The following is a 15,804-nucleotide window of genomic DNA, read 5'->3' as shown; positions in this document are numbered from 1 at the left end:
CGCCGCTGACAAGACAAGCATGTCGGCTATCCGTCACTTCGCTGGCCGCGTCGGATTGGTCTGGTTCCGTAGCGCGGTGGATCTCATGGACCAGCCGAGCGTGGGGAAGCGCTGGTGACCGCGATGCTTGGTCCGGCGTGGACGCTCAAACCCGACACCCCGGAGGACACCGGCCGCCAGCCGCTCGCCGTGGAGACTGTGATCGGCACGCACGCGGCGGCGCTGATTCCCGGCGTCATCACCACCACCCCCCACGCCCGTTACCTGGCCCTGCACGCCCGCCTCGCGATCGAGGCACAGCGGCGCGGCTGGACCGACAAGACGGACCTGGAACGGTTCCGTGCGCTGGTCCGCCGCGCCGAGGTCGTGCTGGGCGCGGTGTCCGTCGCGCACGGTGAGGCGGACGACGACCACCACCTACGGGCGGGCTCCTTCGGGTCACACGGCGTGAACACGATTCGGCCGGAACTGGACCGGCAGCGTGCCGTCGATGTCGGTCGGGTGGCCGACGCGTACAGCCGAGTGCCTGGCGGTTACCTGCAGACGTACGCGGGGATCGAGGTGGTGCTCGGCCTCACCGATGGGGGGCGGATTCCCCTGCCCGGGCCGGCGGCCGACGCCGACCAGCTCGCCGCCCTCGATGAGGCGCTGAGCGTGGCGGAACGGAGGAGGCCGCTTTCCGTGGCGGACCTCGATGCCCTGCGCCACTTGTGCGTGTGCGCCATCGGCGACGCCCCCGACGGAGCGTGCGTGCGGAACGCCTACTTCGGCGACCGCGGCCACCTCGATTACGCCGGAACCCATCGGCGCAGCGCCGCGCTGTTGGTGGGGGCGCTCACCGGCGAGCAGATCGATGCTGAGTCGATCGACATGTCCATGGACCGGTGGTGCTGCTTCCGGCCGGGGCTGCTGGAGTTGGTGGGCGAGGACCTGCACCCTCATGCCCTCGTTTGGCGTGGTGCGCTGCTGCGCAATTGGTCGGTCTGGGCGTGGCGGCTGATCTGGGCGCGGTTGGTATCGCCGTTGTCCAGCACCGGCACCCTTGAGCAGGCGATCGCCGAATTCGTCCGCGCTCTTCCGGACGCAACCGTCCGTGAGGTGCTCGTCGACGGACTTCCTCCAGTGGTCGACCACGTCGGTAACCCATTGCCGGTCGAGCACGACCTGTACCGCGACGCGCTCGACGTTGACGACTGGACGGTGCTGGGAATGCTGCGGCTGCTCGCCGTCGGCGCCCGACGTCTGGACTATCTCGACCCGGTCACCCGGGACGCCTTCGTCGGCGCATTCGCCGACGACCTGGGACCCGGCTACGTCGCGGCGTGGCTCGACCGCGACGCCGACCGCCCGCTGGCCGAGGCCGTCTCCGGCCTTGCGGTCGCGCTGTTCCACCGCGCCGAATCGGTGAGCCGGCAGAAGATGCAGTGGACCCGGTACGGCCTGCGCCTGCCCACCCGCCTGCGGCGCGTCGGTGATCGGTGGCGGCTGGAGGGCCGGGAGGGCCGGGGGGCGGTCTCCCTCCGGCTGCCGACCTTCACCAACGTCATGCAGCAACTGGATGTGGTCGCTCACGATGGCGGGATCTGGCGTCCCGGCCGGCACGCCCGGGAGGTAACGTCGTGACGCCGTGGGAGGACCTGCGAGGAGCCGCTCCGCCGGCGCTGCTGCGCGGCCGGCCGCTCGCCGACGCCGAAGAGGTCCTCGTCCTCACGTACACCTGTGACCTGTCCTTCTTCGAGGACGTCTGCCTGCGGGAAGCGCAGGCCGTCCGCGCCCGCACCACCATCCTGTACGACGCCGAACAGCTCACCCAGGGGCCCCGCCGGGCCGATTACCTGGCCGTGCCGGTCGTCTGCAAGGGAGGCGGGGCCTTCCACCCTAAGCTCGTCGTGATCGCCTCCGAGACGGACGCCGTGGTTGCGATCGGGTCCGGCAATGCCACTCCGTCTGGCTGGCACCACAACGCCGAGGTCTGGACGCTGCTGCGCGGCGCAGGCCAGACGGTGCCGCAGCTGTTCCATGACCTCGCTGCCTGGCTGCGTCGACTGCCCACCGCGGTCTGGGTGGAGAACCTCGGTCGGGAACGCCTCGACCGGGTCGCGGCGATGCTCACCGCCCGTCCAGCGGGGCAGGCGCCCGGCCAGCCGGTGCTGGTGACGACGGCGGTACGGCCGATCATCGAGCAGCTTCCGGTGCCGAAGACGCACGTCACGTCGCTCGCGGTCGCCGCCCCGTTCTTCGACCCGCGGGCGGAGGCGCTAAGCCGGCTGCTCGACCGCTTCGGACCCGACGAACTGCACCTCCTGCTCACCCGGGACGTCCAGTGCGACCCAGACGCCCTCGCCCAAGTGGTCAAACGCGCGCCGACAGGGGTGGTCGCCACCCCGAAGAGCAACCGCTACCACCACGCGAAGATCGTGGAGTGGAGAACGGCCGACCAGTCGTGGGCGCTGACCGGCAGCGCAAACTGCAGCATGGCCGCCCTGGTCAGGACCATGGCCACGGGTGGCAACTGCGAGCTCGGCCTGCTCACCGAGACGGCCCCGTTGATCGACACCGGAGCCGCCCACGAGGTAGACCTGGCGCAGCCGGCGATTCTGCACGTACGGGAACCCGGCGAACGCGTCCCGTCGGAGGCGCCCCTGCGCGTGCTCGGGGTCCGGGTCGACGCCGAGTGGGTGGAGGCCACCGTTCTCGCCGACGCGGAGCTGGGCCCAGCATGGCTCATGGTCGACGGGCTGCGGCTCGACCACCACCACAGCGACGGCAAACTCCACCGCTACGTCGGTGTCCCGGCTGCCGACTGGTCCCTCGTATCCGGTGGGCGAGCGACCGTGAACGTAGAGACGGACATGGGCGTCGAAGTCCGCGACGTGGTGGTGACCGACGTGACTGCCGCGCTGTCGCGCATCGACCGCCCATCCCCGCTGGAACACACGTCGCTGCCGCTCGTCATCGCCGACCAGGCGCACCTGGCCGCGCTCGTCGAGGCGCTCGCCTATCTGGCCTCGGTCCGCCCGGACGGCATCGCCACCCCGCCCGGCATCAACCGGCGGCGCCAGGTGGAAGGTCGCATCACCGCGGCCGTCGGGCCGGCGCTGCTGCGTTTTACCCTCGGCGTGGACGGCCGGAGCCGGTCGACGCCAGCCGACGAAGAGATCTTCGACGACGCGGACGAGGACAACGGCGCTTCGCCCCGGGTCGGGCAGGAAGAGCTGAGAACGACGGCGGAGAGGCCGCCGGCCCGGGCGGAGACTGTCGCGACGGTCCTGGACGCGCTCACGCCGGGCCAGCGCACCCGACTACGACGTGAGATCGAAGGACTGGTCGACGCGTCGGAGGGATGGTCGCTACCGGCGAAGCTGGCCGTCAGCCGACTGGTGCTGACCTTGGTCGCCGGCGGGCTCTGGCTGGATCCGAGCGACTGGTCCGACCTTCTCTACTGGGTCGTGCTGCAACTGTGGATGACCGACCAGGAGGAGTGCCTGGACGACGAGCACGCGGCCCTCGCCACCATCGGGCTCGTGGCACTGCATGGCGGTCTTCACCGCCGGACTGAGTCGGACAGCGAACTCGTCGAGCAGTTCGAGGAGCTACGGAAGGCGTATGTGGAGTGGACCGAATGGCTCGCGGCGGTGCCGGTGGAGACGGTCCGCCGGTACGCGGCTGGCCTGGACGGACACACCTTCGGCCTGCTGTTCGGGCAGACCGACTTCGTGGCCGAGCTCAGCTGGATCCTGGGACGCTCGGCGTTACACGACGCGGTGGACCGGCTCACCGGTGCCTGGCTCGACAGTGGTTCCGTCGTCCGCGTCACCGGCGGCCGGACCACCCGTCAAGCCGTCCTCTCCGCCCTCGACGCCCTGCGCGACTTCCCCGACGTGCAGGTGGCGTCGGAGGGTGAGCCGGCGGTGCACGGCTGGTGGAACGGGCGACGTCTGCTGCTGGTCAGCCGGACGGGTGCCACGTGGCGGGCCGAGACCTGGTCGAACCTGATGACCGGTATCGCCGCCTACTCGCGCGGCGCGCCGTTGCGCCCGTCTGACCGGCGCTCGACGGCGTCCGGGCCGGACGCCGCCTTCGGAAGTCAGACGACCAGCCCATGAGCGAGCCGGACGAAGGGAACCAGACTTCGATGAGGGGCCTCACGATCGCGGAGCGGGTCATGCAGGAGTTGCTGCATACCAGGACGCCGCTCGACGACGACGAACTCGCCCGACGGCTCGACGTGCAACCGCGGCAGACCATCAACCAGGTGTGCCGCCGGTTGGAGCAGAGCCGTCGGATATGCAGATACGTCGGGCCCACCGGCAAGATTGTGAACGAACTCCCGAGGGAGGGCGGTACGGCGGCCCCGATCGTGCGGCAGGAGACCCGGCCGGCACCGGCCGCCGGCGACAGCGCGGTGCAACGGCACGCCGAGAGCGTGATGCTCGGGTTGCTCGGCGTCCGGTTGCGCTGCGCGCTCAGCCCTCGGCGATTCGTGCTGGAGGATGGATCCCGGGTCGAGGTCGACGGGGCGGACGAGAACCTGACCGTCCTCGTCGAGGCGTGGGCGCACCAGGGGCCGCCGAAGTCCGCGCAGAAGCACAAGGTGCTCGCCGACGCGTTCCGACTGATGTTCGTGGCGTCGTCGCTACCGACCTCGCCGCGCCTGGTGCTCTGCCTCTCCGACCCGGAGGCCGCCCACCATTTCACGACCGCGCGCTCCTGGGCTGCCGCGGCACTACGCGGGTTCGGGCTGGAAGTCGAGGTGGTCGAGCTGCCAACGGAGGTGAGGTCAGAGATCCTCGCGGCTCAGCAGCGTCAGTACCGTTGAGCTCTGGGCATCGGACTTCGCGCGCTCAGGGGAGCCTTCGCCGAATAGGTCCGTCCACCACTTCCTTGAACAACGCTTGACGTGGACACCGACGGGAGCTGGGCAGCCCGACCGGGTTCAGCTTGCGAAGAGCATTCTCGTCGGGAACTCGCCGCTGGACCGCCAAGCCTTCACGATCTTTGCCGTTATCGCACCTGCCGCCGAGTTGAAATCACCATCTTCGACACTGGCATCGAGGGTGCGTGGATCGATTGTCAGGATCCGGTCGAACTTGTCATCCAGCCCGAACTCGTATCGGACCTCACCCCCTGTTGCATCCACGCGCCGGGCGGTCACCATCATTCCCATGTTCTAGCCTCCCAACGCTGAGTAGTCCTCGTAGGTCGGCCCTGGTACGGACGTCTCCCAGTCGGACACCTGGTTGGCGGCAAGATGTGCTTCCCGGTATGCCGCCTGGGGGTGTTCCCGGTAGTAGCGCAGTTCCGCCAATTCGTGCTCCAGCAGTGCGTAATCCTCGGGCAACGGGCTGCCTCGCCGCAAGCGTAACCATGCTTCAGCCATGGGTGGGCTCGGATCGTATCGTTGATGGCTGATCCCGCCCGCGTAGTCATCCATCGGGTGCTCGTCAAAGAAGATGTGTCGGCGGATCTGCTCGATCTCCTCCTGCGAGAACCCTCGCCCCCCGTCGAGACGGGGGGCGTCCGTGAGATGGCGAGCGATGACGTCGGCATCGGCCCGTTGACGGATCGCCTCGTACGCCTCCTCCGCCCAATGATCCTGTCGTCCGTAGTCCGCCAGATTGCGAGGCCGAGTGGTATGGCCGCCATGGACCCACCGTGCCCCATGAGTTGCGCTGCCGGGGCCCGCATCCGGCGCGTTCCGAATGCGTCCCAACGCCTGCTTGAGTTTCTCGATGAGGTCGCCGAGTCGGCGGATCTCCGGAATCAGCCGTCGCAGGCTGGCCAGCAACCCGCGCAACAACCGCGCGATCCGCGCCCCCCAAGACGCCACCAAGGTCGTGACCTGCTCCACGACCAGCGGCGCGGCCAGTCCGCCGGTGATGAGGAGTTCGCCCGCGTACACGATGATGCGGGACACGCAGGTGGCGATGGCGTCGCGGACCAGGAGCCGGACGGCGGCCACCAGGCCGGCGGCGCCCTCGGTGATCGCCGCCATGGTGTCGGCGCCCTGGGCGAGGCCGGTGATGGCCTGTTGCTGTTCCGAGGCCCAAGTTCGGTAGGCGGGCCCGGCACTGCCGCCCCAGCCGGCGACTTCGGTGCGGACGGCGCGAGCCAACTCGGCGGCTTCGTCGCGGAGCGACCCGGCCACGTTGCGCCAGGTCTGGGCGTGTGCGGTGATCTGCGCTGGGTCGCCGGCGAGCCAGTCCAGGGCCTCGCTGAGCGGCTTGACGTGTTCGATCAGCCACGCGATCCCGTACTGGAGCAGGGCGCCGACCGGGTCGGAGACGAAGGCGAGGGCGTCGAGGCCGGCGCTCACGACGCCGAGGCTGCCGTCGATCCAACTGCCGGTCCGGATGCCCTGCGCGATGAGTTCGATGTCCTCGCAGATCCACACACCCGCCCAGGCGCTGGGCGCGGTGTCCGCAGCGGCGGCGACGAGCGGATTCGACGTCACGAGCGCTGCCGCACCCCGTCGAGCTGGTGCCGCCGCACCCCGTCGAGTAGCTCCTTGGCGTGGGCGTCGGAGCTTCGGTAGCGGTCCGCTCCGACCCGCAGTTTGCCTGCGGTGTCCCGCACAGATGCGGCGGCGGCGCCGATGCCGTCGACCAGGGTTCGCTGCAGACCGTCGAGCAGCCCCGGCATCATCGCGCAGAGCTGCCCGTAGGCGTCGGCGCCCAACCGGGCGTGCTGGCCTGCCTGCTGGGCGGTGTCGAGGCGGTCGGCGCAACGATCGAGGCGCGCGGCGTGGGCGGTCAGGTCGTCCGGGTCGACCTGGATGCCGTCACCGGCGGGCATCGTTCGATCCCTGGTCCGGGAGAAGCCGGCTGCGGTACGAGTCGATGATAGCTTGGGCGCTCGCGTCGTCGCCCAGTGACTCTGTGGCTGCGTCGCTGACCTGTCGGAGCAGGTCGGCGCGCGCGGCAGTGGTGGTCTCCAGGATCTGCCGAGCGGTGTGCGCGGCGGGTTGTTGCCGGATGCGCTCGTCGAGCCGTAGGTCGATCAGCAGGCCGGCCGAGTCGACGGTGACGTCGACAGTCCGATCGGCGTTGTGGGCGGTGCCGGTCAGATCCCGCATCGTCGCCGACAGAGTCTTGGCTCGCGCAGCCCGCTCGGCGAGCGACGATTCCCACTCGTCGAGCCGGCGCTCCGCCGCGTCGAGCGCCGCGTCGTCCGCCCACACGTCGACCCTCCCCAGGGGACCACTGCCGGCGGCAACCGTCGACATCACCGGCACGCTACCAACCAGTGGCGCTGCGTGCATGCCCCCTCGGGATGGTCAACAAGGCTGGATCGCCTCCGCGCGATCTTGCACTTTCTGTCGCGACGAATGACGCAGAATCCCGCATAACGACGACCGAAACTGCAAGATCGACGCAGTGGGGCGGGGCGTCCGTATCATCTCGGCATGACGCGGTTCAGTCGGCGGGCGGTGCTGCTGGCCGGCAGCGGGCTGCTCGTCGGCTGTTCACGTCACCCCGAGGCAAACGAGGTCCAGCTGCGACTGGCGACCGGGCCGGCGGGAGCGGTCTACCGGCGGATCGGTGGGGCGCTGGCTGAGCACATCTCCGAGCAGGTGCCGGGTGCCACGGTGACCACCGTGCCGAGCGGGGCGTCCACCGACAACATCCGGATGTTGCGGGCCGGCGAGGTGCACCTGGGGCTGACCAGCCTGGATGCGCTGATCACCAGCGACGGCAGCGCGCCCGGTGGACTGTCGGCGATCTGCCGGCTCTACGACAGTCATCTGCATCTCGTGGTCATGGCCGGCTCGGCGATCGGCGAGTTTCGGGATCTTGAGGGCAAACGCGTGTCCCTCGGTGCCCACGACTCCGGCACGGAGTTCACGTCGTTGCGGGTCCTGAAGCTCGGACCGCTCAAAGCCGACGGCCGGAACCTCAGTCAGGCCGAGTCGGCGGGGGCGTTGCGCGACGGCACGATCGACGCGATGTTCTCGCTGACCGGCGTCCCGACGCCCGCCATCACCGAGTTGGCGCAGCGGCACCCGATCCGGTTGATCCCGTTGGACGCGCAGGCCGACGGGCTCTTCACGGCGTACCCGGGTCCCTACGCCCCGGCCATGATCCATGCGGCCGCCTACGCCGGTGTCCCGGCGACCCGCACCGTCGCCGTACCGAACGTGCTGCTGGCGCGCGACGACCTGCCTGACGACCTGGTCTACGCCATCACCGACACGGTCTTCCGGCACACCGGGGCGATCACCTCCGCCGGTCGTGACGGCGCCGAGGACCTTCCGGAGGCGTGGCAGATCAACGTGCGTACCGGAATCTCCACCGCGACGGTCCCGCTCCATCCGGGCGCGGCGGCCTGGTTCCGCGACCGCAAACGCTGACCCCCGCGACCGCAAACGCTGACCCCCGCGACCACAACGCTGAGGCCGCGACCGCAAACGCTGACCCCCCCCGAGACCGGAGTCGTCAGATCGGCGACGGAGCGTCGGACGGCGACGCCACCCGGGGAGCGACCGGCAACACCACCACCGCGGCGAGCCCGTGCCCGGACCCGTCCGGACGCGGCAGGCCCTCCTCCAGCCGCAGCTCACCCCCGGCCGCCCCGATGAGGTCGGCACAGATCGCCAGGCCCAGGCCGGTCCCGGAGACGTTCTGGTGCCGAGGCGAGCGCCAGAACCGTTGCAACGCCTGGGCCCGCTCGGACACGTCGATGCCCTGGCCGTCGTCGCGAACGGCGACCGTGACGGTGCCCGGACCAGCGGAGACGACCCGCGCGGTCACCTCCACGACCTGCGCGTCGGACAGCCGCAACGCGTTGCTGATCAGCTCGTCCAGGATGCTGCCCAGGCCGCCCGGCGGTTCCAGCAACCGCAACCCCGGAGGTACGTCGACAGTCAGGGTCTGCCCGGCCGTGGCCGTCAGGGCCCGCCACCGGTCCACCCGGGTCGCCAGCACCTCGTCGAGGTCCACCGGCGACGCCGTGCGCAGGCTCTCCATCCGCGCGCTGGCCTGGAGCGAGTTCAGCATCCGCTGCATCGCCTTCAGTTCGTCGACGGCGACGTCGTACACCTGCTGCCCGGCACCCTCCGGTCGTAGGTGTGGCGCGAGGCTCTCCACGGCGAGCCTCAGGCTGGTCAACGGGTTGCGTAACTGGTGTGACGCGTCGGAGACGAAGGCGCGCTGTCGCTGGGCGGCGTTCTCGACGGCGTCCATCATGGTGTTGAACGACCGCGCCAGCCGCCGCAGCTCGATCGGGCCGGCCTCGGCGTCGGCGCGGATGGTCAGGTCGCCCTCGGAGATCCGTGAGGTCGCCGCGTCGAGTTTGCGTACCGGCCGCAGCACCCACGCCGACACCGGCCAGGCGACGGCCGTCAGCGCGAGCAACGGCAGCAGCCCGAGGCCGGCCAGCCGGGCCCAGCGTACGAGGATGAGCTCGCGCGTCCGGGACAGGTCGGAGATCGTCACGACGGCGCCGACGACCTCACTGTCCCGGCCGACCGGCTCCGCCACCACGAGTGCGGAGTCGTCCCACGGCGCCCATTCCCAGGACGGTTCGGAGCGGGCGCCGGCGAGCGCCGCGGTCACGATCCGGGGCAACGCGGCCTCCCCGCGCGCCGCCTTCTGGTACGCGTCGGCCGGTCCGAGCAGCACCGTGCCCGACGTGTCGATCAGCGCGACCGGGATGCCGTAGAGCTCGTGGTAGCGCGTCAACTCCTGCTGCAACGCCTCGGTGCGGCCGGTCGACAGCGCGGTCTCGGCCAGCGAGGCGAACCGGCCGACGTCGTTCAGCCGGTTGACGTACGTCTCCTGCATCTCCCGTTCGGCAACGGTGATGCTGAGCGGCACCCCGAGCGCTGCGACGAGCAGCACCGCGAGGGGAACCAGGACGACGAGCAGCCGGCGGTGCACGGCCCGTCAGCCGATCAGCTCCGGCTGGTCGGCCAGCAGCCGATAGCCGACGCCGTGGACGGTCCGGATGACCACGTCCGGCCCCAGCTTGTGCCGCAGCGCCGCGATGTGGGTGTCCAGGGTGCGGCTGGACGACTCCCAGGTCGCGCCCCAGATCTGGTCGAGGATGACGTCGCGGCTGACCACGTTGGGTGCTCGTCGGGCCAGGAGCAGGAGCAGTTCGAACTCCTTGCGGGTCAACGCCACGAGCGCGCCGTCGACGGTGACCTCTCTGGTGCCGACGCCGATCCGCATCGGGCCGAGGGCGAGTGGCTCGTCGGCCTGGCCGAGGGCGCGAGCGGCCCGGGTGCGCCGCAGGACGGCGTCGATGCGGGCGAGCAACTCGGGGATGCCGAACGGTTTGACGATGTAGTCGTCGGCGCCGGCGCGCAGGCCACGGACCCGTTCGTGCTCCTCGGACCGGGCGGTCACCGCGATGACGGCGGTCTGCGGGTGGTCACGCAGCTTGCGGATCACGTCGAGCCCGTCGCCGTCGGGGAGACCCAGGTCGACGAGGACCACGTCGGACGGCGCGGCGCGCTCGGCTTGCGCGGCGGTGGCGACGCGGTGAACCTCGAAGCCCGCCTGGGTCAGGACGGTCACCAGACCCCGCGCCACGCGGTCGTCATCCTCGATGACGGTTATCCGCATACCGGCGAAGTGTACGGCCCGGATGGGTGCTCGTGCCGGCCCGGTTCTTGGGATTTTTCTGACACCATCCGGGCCCCGACCAGCCGAGACTGGGTGCCACTGACGCGCCGAGGAATGTCCATGCGTTGATGGGGAGGTCGCCACATGGGAACGACCAGCAGGTACCGGGCCACCGCGCGGATGATCGCCGCGATCGGTGTCGTCGCGCTCGCCGCCGCCTGTTCGGGTAACGGGGGTGCCGCCGGCGGAGGGGATGCCGCGAACTACCCGGACGAGAACATCACGATCGTCGTGCCGTTCAGCGCGGGTGGTCCGACGGACACTGTCACCCGGATGATCGCCGGGCCGATGGCCGCGAAGCTCGGTGGCAAGATCGTCGTCCAGAACGTCGAGGGTGCCGGTGGCACTGTCGGCGCCGGCGATGTCGCGCGGGCCAAGCCCGACGGCTACACAGTGCTCATGCACCACATCGGCATGTCGACGGCGCCCGCCCTCTACAAGAGCCTGGGTTACAAGCCCCTGGAGGACTTCGAGACGGTCGGGCTCGTCACCGAGGTGCCGATGACGATCGTCGCTCGTAAGGACTTCGCGCCCGCGACGCTCCAGGACCTGGTGACCCACGTGAAGGCGAACGCCAACAAGGTCACGCTGGCCAACGCCGGCATCGGCGCCGCGTCGCACCTGTGCGGTCTGCTGTTCCAGAGCACCACCGGTGTGAAGCTCCAGGAGGTTCCGTACCAGGGCACCGGTCCCGCGCTGACCGACCTCGTCGGTGGCCAGGTCGATTTCATGTGCGACCAGACGACAAACACCAGCGGTCAGATCGCCGCGGGAAAGGTGAAGGCGTACGCGGTCACCACGCCCGAGCGGGTGAAGAGCCTTCCCGACCTGCCCACCACCACCGAGGCCGGGTTGCCGCAGCTGAAGGTCAGCGTGTGGCACGGTCTCTACGTTCCGGCCGACACCCCGCCGGAGATCGTCCAGAAGCTGTCCGAGGCGTTGAAGGTGGCACTGGCCGACCAGGGGGTCATCGACCAGATGGCCAAGCTGGGCACCGCGCCGGTGCCGGCCCAGGACGCGACCCCTGACGTGCACCGGGCGAAGCTCGACGAGCAGCTCGGCACCTGGGCGAAGATCATTGCCGACTCCGGGGTCAAGGTCTCCTGAGGTGGAGCGCCGTCGGTCGTTCCCCGACGTCCTCGCCGGGGGGCTCTTCGTCCTGATCGGTGGCGCGTTCGTGGTGGGGGCGCTCGGCTACGAGCTGGGCACCCCGACCCGGATGGGCCCGGGCGCCTTCCCGCTGCTGGTCGGCGCGGCCGTGGTCGCCCTGGGCCTGGCGATCGCCGGCAAGGGGCTCATCGCCGGTGAGGTGATCTCGTTCGGGCCGGTCCCGTGGCGGGCGGTCGCCGTCATCGTGCTCGCGGTCCTGTTCTTCGGGTTCACCATCCGGCGACTGGGGTTCGTACCGACGACGGCGGTGACCGCACTGCTCACCACACTGGCCAGCGCACGCGTACGGCTGCTCACGGCGGTGGCCGTGGCCGCCGGGCTGACAGTGGCCAGCACGCTCATCTTCGTCGTCGGACTTCAGCTGCGGATCCCGCTGTGGGGCCCCTGGCTGGGCCTCTGACGCGGCATCCGGATTGAGGCATGGAACTTCTCGACAACCTCGCGCTGGGCTTCTCGACGGCCCTGCTGGTCCAGAACGTCCTCTACTGCTTCGTGGGAGTGCTGCTCGGGACCGCGGTCGGCGTGCTGCCCGGCATCGGGCCCACGGCCACCGTGGCGATGCTGCTGCCGATCACGTTCAGCTTCGAGCCGGTCACCGCGCTGATCATGCTGGCCGGCATCTACTACGGGGCACAGTACGGCGGCTCGACGACCGCCATCCTGATCAACCTGCCCGGTGAGTCGTCCGCGGCGGTCACCGCGCTGGACGGGCACGAGATGGCCCGCCAGGGCCGGGCCGGCCCCGCCCTGGCGGCCGCGGCGATCGGTTCCTTCGTCGCGGGTACGGTCGCCACCGTGGCGCTGGCCGCCGCTGCCCCGCCCCTGGCCAGTGTCGCGCTGAAGTTCGGCCCGGCCGACTACTTCTCACTCGTGCTGTTCGGCCTGATCGTGTCGATCGCGCTGGCGCGGGGCGCGGCGCTCAAGGCACTGGCGATGATCGCGCTCGGCGTGCTGCTCGGCACCGTCGGCCAGGACATCTACACCGGTACGCCCCGCTTCGTGTTCGAGCAGCGCGAGCTGTACGGCGGCATCGACTTCGTGTCGGTCGCCGTGGGCCTGTTCGGGGTGGCCGAGATCCTGCGCAACCTGGAGAACGAGCAGACCCGTACGGCGATCGTCAGCAAGGTGACCAACCTCTGGCCGACCCGCGAGGACCGGCGTCGGATCGTCGCCCCGATCCTGCGGGGCACCGGTCTCGGCGCCGCGCTCGGTGTGCTGCCCGGCGGCGGCCACGTGCTCGCCTCGTTCACCTCGTACGCGGTCGAGAAGCGCATCTCGAAGCGGCCGCAGGAGTTCGGGCAGGGCGCGATCGAGGGTGTCGCCGGCCCCGAGTCGGCGAACAACGCCGCCGCGCAGACGTCGTTCATCCCGCTGCTCACCCTGGGCCTGCCCGCCCACCCGGTGATGGCGCTGATGATCGGCGCGTTCATCGTCCACGGCATCACCCCGGGCCCGAACGTCATCAACGACGAGCCGGCGCTGTTCTGGGGCCTGATCGCGTCGATGTGGATCGGCAACGTGCTCCTGCTGCTGCTCAACCTGCCGCTGATCGGCCTCTGGGTGCGCATGCTGCGCATCCCGTACCAGGTGCTCTTCCCGATGATCATCCTGTTCGCGGCCATCGGCACCTACTCACTGAACTTCAACGCGTACGACGTCTACGCCATCGCGTTCTTCGGGATCCTGGGCTACGTCCTGATCAAGTGCGGGTGCGAGCCGGCGCCCCTGCTGCTCGGCTTCGTCCTCGGACCGCTGCTGGAGGAGAACCTGCGACGCGCGCTCATCATCTCCCGCGGCGACCCGTCGGTCTTCGTGACCCGGCCGATCTCCGCGGCGCTGCTGGCCCTGGCCGTCGTCGCGCTCGTCGTCGCCGTGCTGCCGACGATCCGTCAGCGCCGGGCTGTCGTCTTCGCCGAGGAGGAGTAGCAATCCGGACCACGTGACGGTCAGGTCGACGAAGATTGTTCCCGTGACGAGCGACAACACGCCCCGGGGCTGGACCAGCCGGACCGTCTGGGACAGGCGGTTCAACGCCCCGCTGCGCTCGTTCCTGCGTACCGAGACCGGCGGCGCGCGGGTGGTGCTGATCGCCGCGGTGGTGGCTCTCGTCTGGGCGAACCTGCACGTGTCGTCGTACGAGTCGGTCTGGGAGACCTCATTCTCGATCCAGCTCGGCGACTGGCGCGTGTCACATGACGTGCGTTTCTGGGTCAACAGCGGCCTGATGACGTTCTTCTTCCTGGTCGCGGGGCTGGAGTTGCGCCGCGAGTTCGACATCGGCGAGTTGCGGGAGCGGCGTCGCCTGGCGTTGCCGATGCTGGCCGGGGTCGGCGGCATGCTCGTGCCGATCGCGATCTACCTCGCCATCAACGCCGGGCACACCACCGCGGCGGGCTGGGGTGCGGTGATGGCCACCGACACGGCGCTCGCGCTCGGCGCGCTGGCCGTCTTCGGGCCACGCTTCTCGGAACGGCTGCGGGGTTTCCTGCTGACCGTCTCCGTCGTCGACGATGTGGTGGCGATCGCGGTGCTGGCCATCGCGTACCCGCATCACCCCTCGCTGACGGCGCTGATCGTCGCGGCGGCGATCTTCGGCGTCGTCCTGCTCGTCCGGGGCTGCGGGGTGCGGTTCGGGCCGGTCTACGCGCTGCTCGGGGTGGCGGCCTGGCTCGCCGTCTCGATGTCCGGTGTCGACCCGGTCGCGGTGGGCCTGGTGATGGGGTTGCTGACCTACGCCTACGCTCCCGGTCGAGGCGACCTGCAGCGGGCCAGCGACCAGTTCCGCCTGTTCCGGGAACAACCCACCCCGCAACTCGCCCGGATGGCCCGGGCCGGGCTCACCTCGGCGCTGTCGCCCAACGAACGGTTGCAGACGCTCTACCACCCGTTGGCGAGCTACGTGGTGGTGCCACTGTTCGCGCTGGCCAACGTCGGCATCGTGATCGACGGCGACCTGCTGGCCCGGGCCGTGACCTCACCAGTCACGCTCGGGGTTGTGGTCGCGTACGTCGTCGGCAAGCCGGCCGGGATCGTGGCCAGCGCGTGGTTGGTGACCCGGCTCAGCGGCAACCGGTTCCGGCCGCCCGTCGGTTGGGTTGCCGTCGCGGGGGTCGGCACGATCTCCGGCATCGGCTTCACCGTCGCGCTCCTGATCGCCACCCATGCCCTGAGCGGCCCGGCCCTGGACGAGGCGAAGTTCGGCATCCTCGTGGCGACGCTCGGCGCGTCCCTCGTCACCTGGCTGGTGTTCCGCTCCGTCAGACGGCTCTCGCCGGCGCGGCGGACCCGCGCGCTGCTGGGCGTCACCGAGGGGATCGTCGACCTGATGCTGCCGGTCGATGCGGAACGCGACCACCTGCGGGGGTCGCTCGAGGCGCCGGTGACGGTGGTGGAGTACGGCGACTTCGAGTGCCCCTACTGCGGGCAGGCCGAGCCGGTCGTCCGAGAGCTGCTGGCGGACTTCGCCAACATCCGGTACGTCTGGCGGCACCTGCCGCTCACCGACGTCCACCCGCATGCCCAACTCGCCGCCGAGGCCGCCGAGGCGGCGGGGGAGCAGGGCGCGTTCTGGGAGATGCACGACCTGCTGCTCGCCCACCAGGACGCTCTCAACCCCACTGACCTGCTCGGTTACGCCGAACAGCTCGGCCTGGACCTGGACAGGTTCCGGGAGCACATGGTGAAGCGGATGGGCGTGGACCGGATCGCCGAGGACGTCGACTCGGCCGACCTCAGCGGCGTCACCGGCACCCCGACCTTCTTCATCAACGGCCGGCGACACCACGGCGCGTACGACATCGCCGCGCTCTCGGCGGCGGTCAAGTCGGCGTTCGCGAGCGCGAAGCTCCGCCCCGAGTACCACCCTCGGGATCCCGGCCGCCGCGAGACCGGGCCGGCGAGCTGACCGCGCGGTCCGTGCGGTCGTCACCGGGCCCGGTGGTCGACGGGCGCCGCGTCGCCTCCCGGCCGTCGGCGGTGCCGCCACGATCACGGGTACGGGTGGACG

The 15,804-nt window shown here is 70.3% G+C and carries 14 protein-coding genes; 8 read left to right on the top strand and 6 right to left on the bottom strand.

Annotation, left to right across the window (positions count from 1 at the left end; all coding sequences use genetic code 11):
- The first annotated feature begins 114 nt into the window (after positions 1-114).
- From ABTW72_RS00135 to ABTW72_RS00125, 3 genes are read left to right on the top strand one after another with little or no spacing between them, the layout of a single operon-like run.
- Entirely contained in the window at positions 115-1,623 is a 1,509-nt protein-coding gene (locus ABTW72_RS00135; protein WP_350852058.1) for a hypothetical protein, read from the top strand.
- Positions 1,620-4,106, top strand: a complete 2,487-nt coding sequence (locus ABTW72_RS00130) for a hypothetical protein (RefSeq protein WP_350852055.1) — start codon at positions 1,620-1,622, stop codon at positions 4,104-4,106. Before ABTW72_RS00135 ends, ABTW72_RS00130 begins: the two co-directional genes overlap by 4 nt.
- Positions 4,107-4,135: 29 nt before the next feature.
- Positions 4,136-4,819 (top strand): hypothetical protein, encoded by a 684-nt coding sequence (locus ABTW72_RS00125; protein ID WP_350852053.1) that lies wholly within the window; start codon positions 4,136-4,138, stop codon positions 4,817-4,819.
- Between the two features lie 117 nt (positions 4,820-4,936).
- Here the strand turns inward: ABTW72_RS00125 and ABTW72_RS00120 are convergent, their stop codons facing one another.
- Genes ABTW72_RS00120 through ABTW72_RS00105 form a run of 4 tightly spaced genes read right to left on the bottom strand, consistent with a single transcriptional unit; the run spans position 4,937 to position 7,225 of the window.
- On the bottom strand, positions 4,937-5,167 hold the full coding sequence (locus ABTW72_RS00120; RefSeq protein WP_350852050.1) for a hypothetical protein: 231 nt from the start codon (positions 5,165-5,167) through the stop codon (positions 4,937-4,939).
- 3 nt (positions 5,168-5,170) lie between these two features.
- Positions 5,171-6,454, bottom strand: a complete 1,284-nt coding sequence (locus tag ABTW72_RS00115; RefSeq protein ID WP_350852047.1) for a WXG100 family type VII secretion target — start codon at positions 6,452-6,454, stop codon at positions 5,171-5,173.
- A complete protein-coding gene (locus ABTW72_RS00110) occupies positions 6,451-6,795 on the bottom strand; it encodes a type VII secretion target (RefSeq protein WP_350852045.1) in 345 nt (114 codons plus the stop codon). Before ABTW72_RS00110 ends, ABTW72_RS00115 begins: the two co-directional genes overlap by 4 nt.
- A complete protein-coding gene (locus ABTW72_RS00105; protein ID WP_350852043.1) occupies positions 6,782-7,225 on the bottom strand; it encodes a YbaB/EbfC family DNA-binding protein in 444 nt (147 codons plus the stop codon). Before ABTW72_RS00105 ends, ABTW72_RS00110 begins: the two co-directional genes overlap by 14 nt.
- A 180-nt stretch (positions 7,226-7,405) precedes the next feature.
- Here ABTW72_RS00105 and ABTW72_RS00100 point away from each other — a divergent pair, with 180 nt between their 5' ends.
- Positions 7,406-8,350 (top strand): TAXI family TRAP transporter solute-binding subunit, encoded by a 945-nt coding sequence (locus ABTW72_RS00100; protein WP_350852040.1) that lies wholly within the window; start codon positions 7,406-7,408, stop codon positions 8,348-8,350.
- 85 nt (positions 8,351-8,435) lie between these two features.
- Here the strand turns inward: ABTW72_RS00100 and ABTW72_RS00095 are convergent, their stop codons facing one another.
- Together ABTW72_RS00095 and ABTW72_RS00090 are read right to left on the bottom strand one after the other, a co-directional pair.
- The gene (locus tag ABTW72_RS00095) at positions 8,436-9,878 is read right to left on the bottom strand and encodes a sensor histidine kinase (RefSeq protein ID WP_350852037.1); all 1,443 of its coding nucleotides are present in this window, start codon (positions 9,876-9,878) and stop codon (positions 8,436-8,438) included.
- A gap of 6 nt (positions 9,879-9,884) precedes the next feature.
- Entirely contained in the window at positions 9,885-10,568 is a 684-nt protein-coding gene (locus ABTW72_RS00090) for a response regulator transcription factor (RefSeq protein WP_350852034.1), read from the bottom strand.
- Between the two features lie 144 nt (positions 10,569-10,712).
- On the opposite strand from ABTW72_RS00090, the gene ABTW72_RS00085 reads away from it, so the two are divergent.
- Genes ABTW72_RS00085 through ABTW72_RS00070 form a run of 4 tightly spaced genes read left to right on the top strand, consistent with a single transcriptional unit; the run spans position 10,713 to position 15,702 of the window.
- Positions 10,713-11,735 (top strand): tripartite tricarboxylate transporter substrate-binding protein, encoded by a 1,023-nt coding sequence (locus tag ABTW72_RS00085; RefSeq protein WP_350852031.1) that lies wholly within the window; start codon positions 10,713-10,715, stop codon positions 11,733-11,735.
- Between the two features lies 1 nt (position 11,736).
- Positions 11,737-12,198 (top strand): tripartite tricarboxylate transporter TctB family protein, encoded by a 462-nt coding sequence (locus ABTW72_RS00080; protein WP_350852028.1) that lies wholly within the window; start codon positions 11,737-11,739, stop codon positions 12,196-12,198.
- A 20-nt stretch (positions 12,199-12,218) separates the two neighbouring features.
- On the top strand, positions 12,219-13,724 hold the full coding sequence (locus tag ABTW72_RS00075) for a tripartite tricarboxylate transporter permease (RefSeq protein WP_350852025.1): 1,506 nt from the start codon (positions 12,219-12,221) through the stop codon (positions 13,722-13,724).
- A 43-nt stretch (positions 13,725-13,767) separates the two neighbouring features.
- On the top strand, positions 13,768-15,702 hold the full coding sequence (locus ABTW72_RS00070; protein WP_350852022.1) for a Na+/H+ antiporter NhaA: 1,935 nt from the start codon (positions 13,768-13,770) through the stop codon (positions 15,700-15,702).
- The last annotated feature ends 102 nt before the right edge of the window (positions 15,703-15,804 follow it).

The organism is Micromonospora sp. NPDC127501, from assembly GCF_040302185.1.
Classification (GTDB): Bacteria; Actinomycetota; Actinomycetes; order Mycobacteriales; family Micromonosporaceae; genus Micromonospora.
This window is presented reverse-complemented; position numbering and strand designations above follow the sequence as displayed.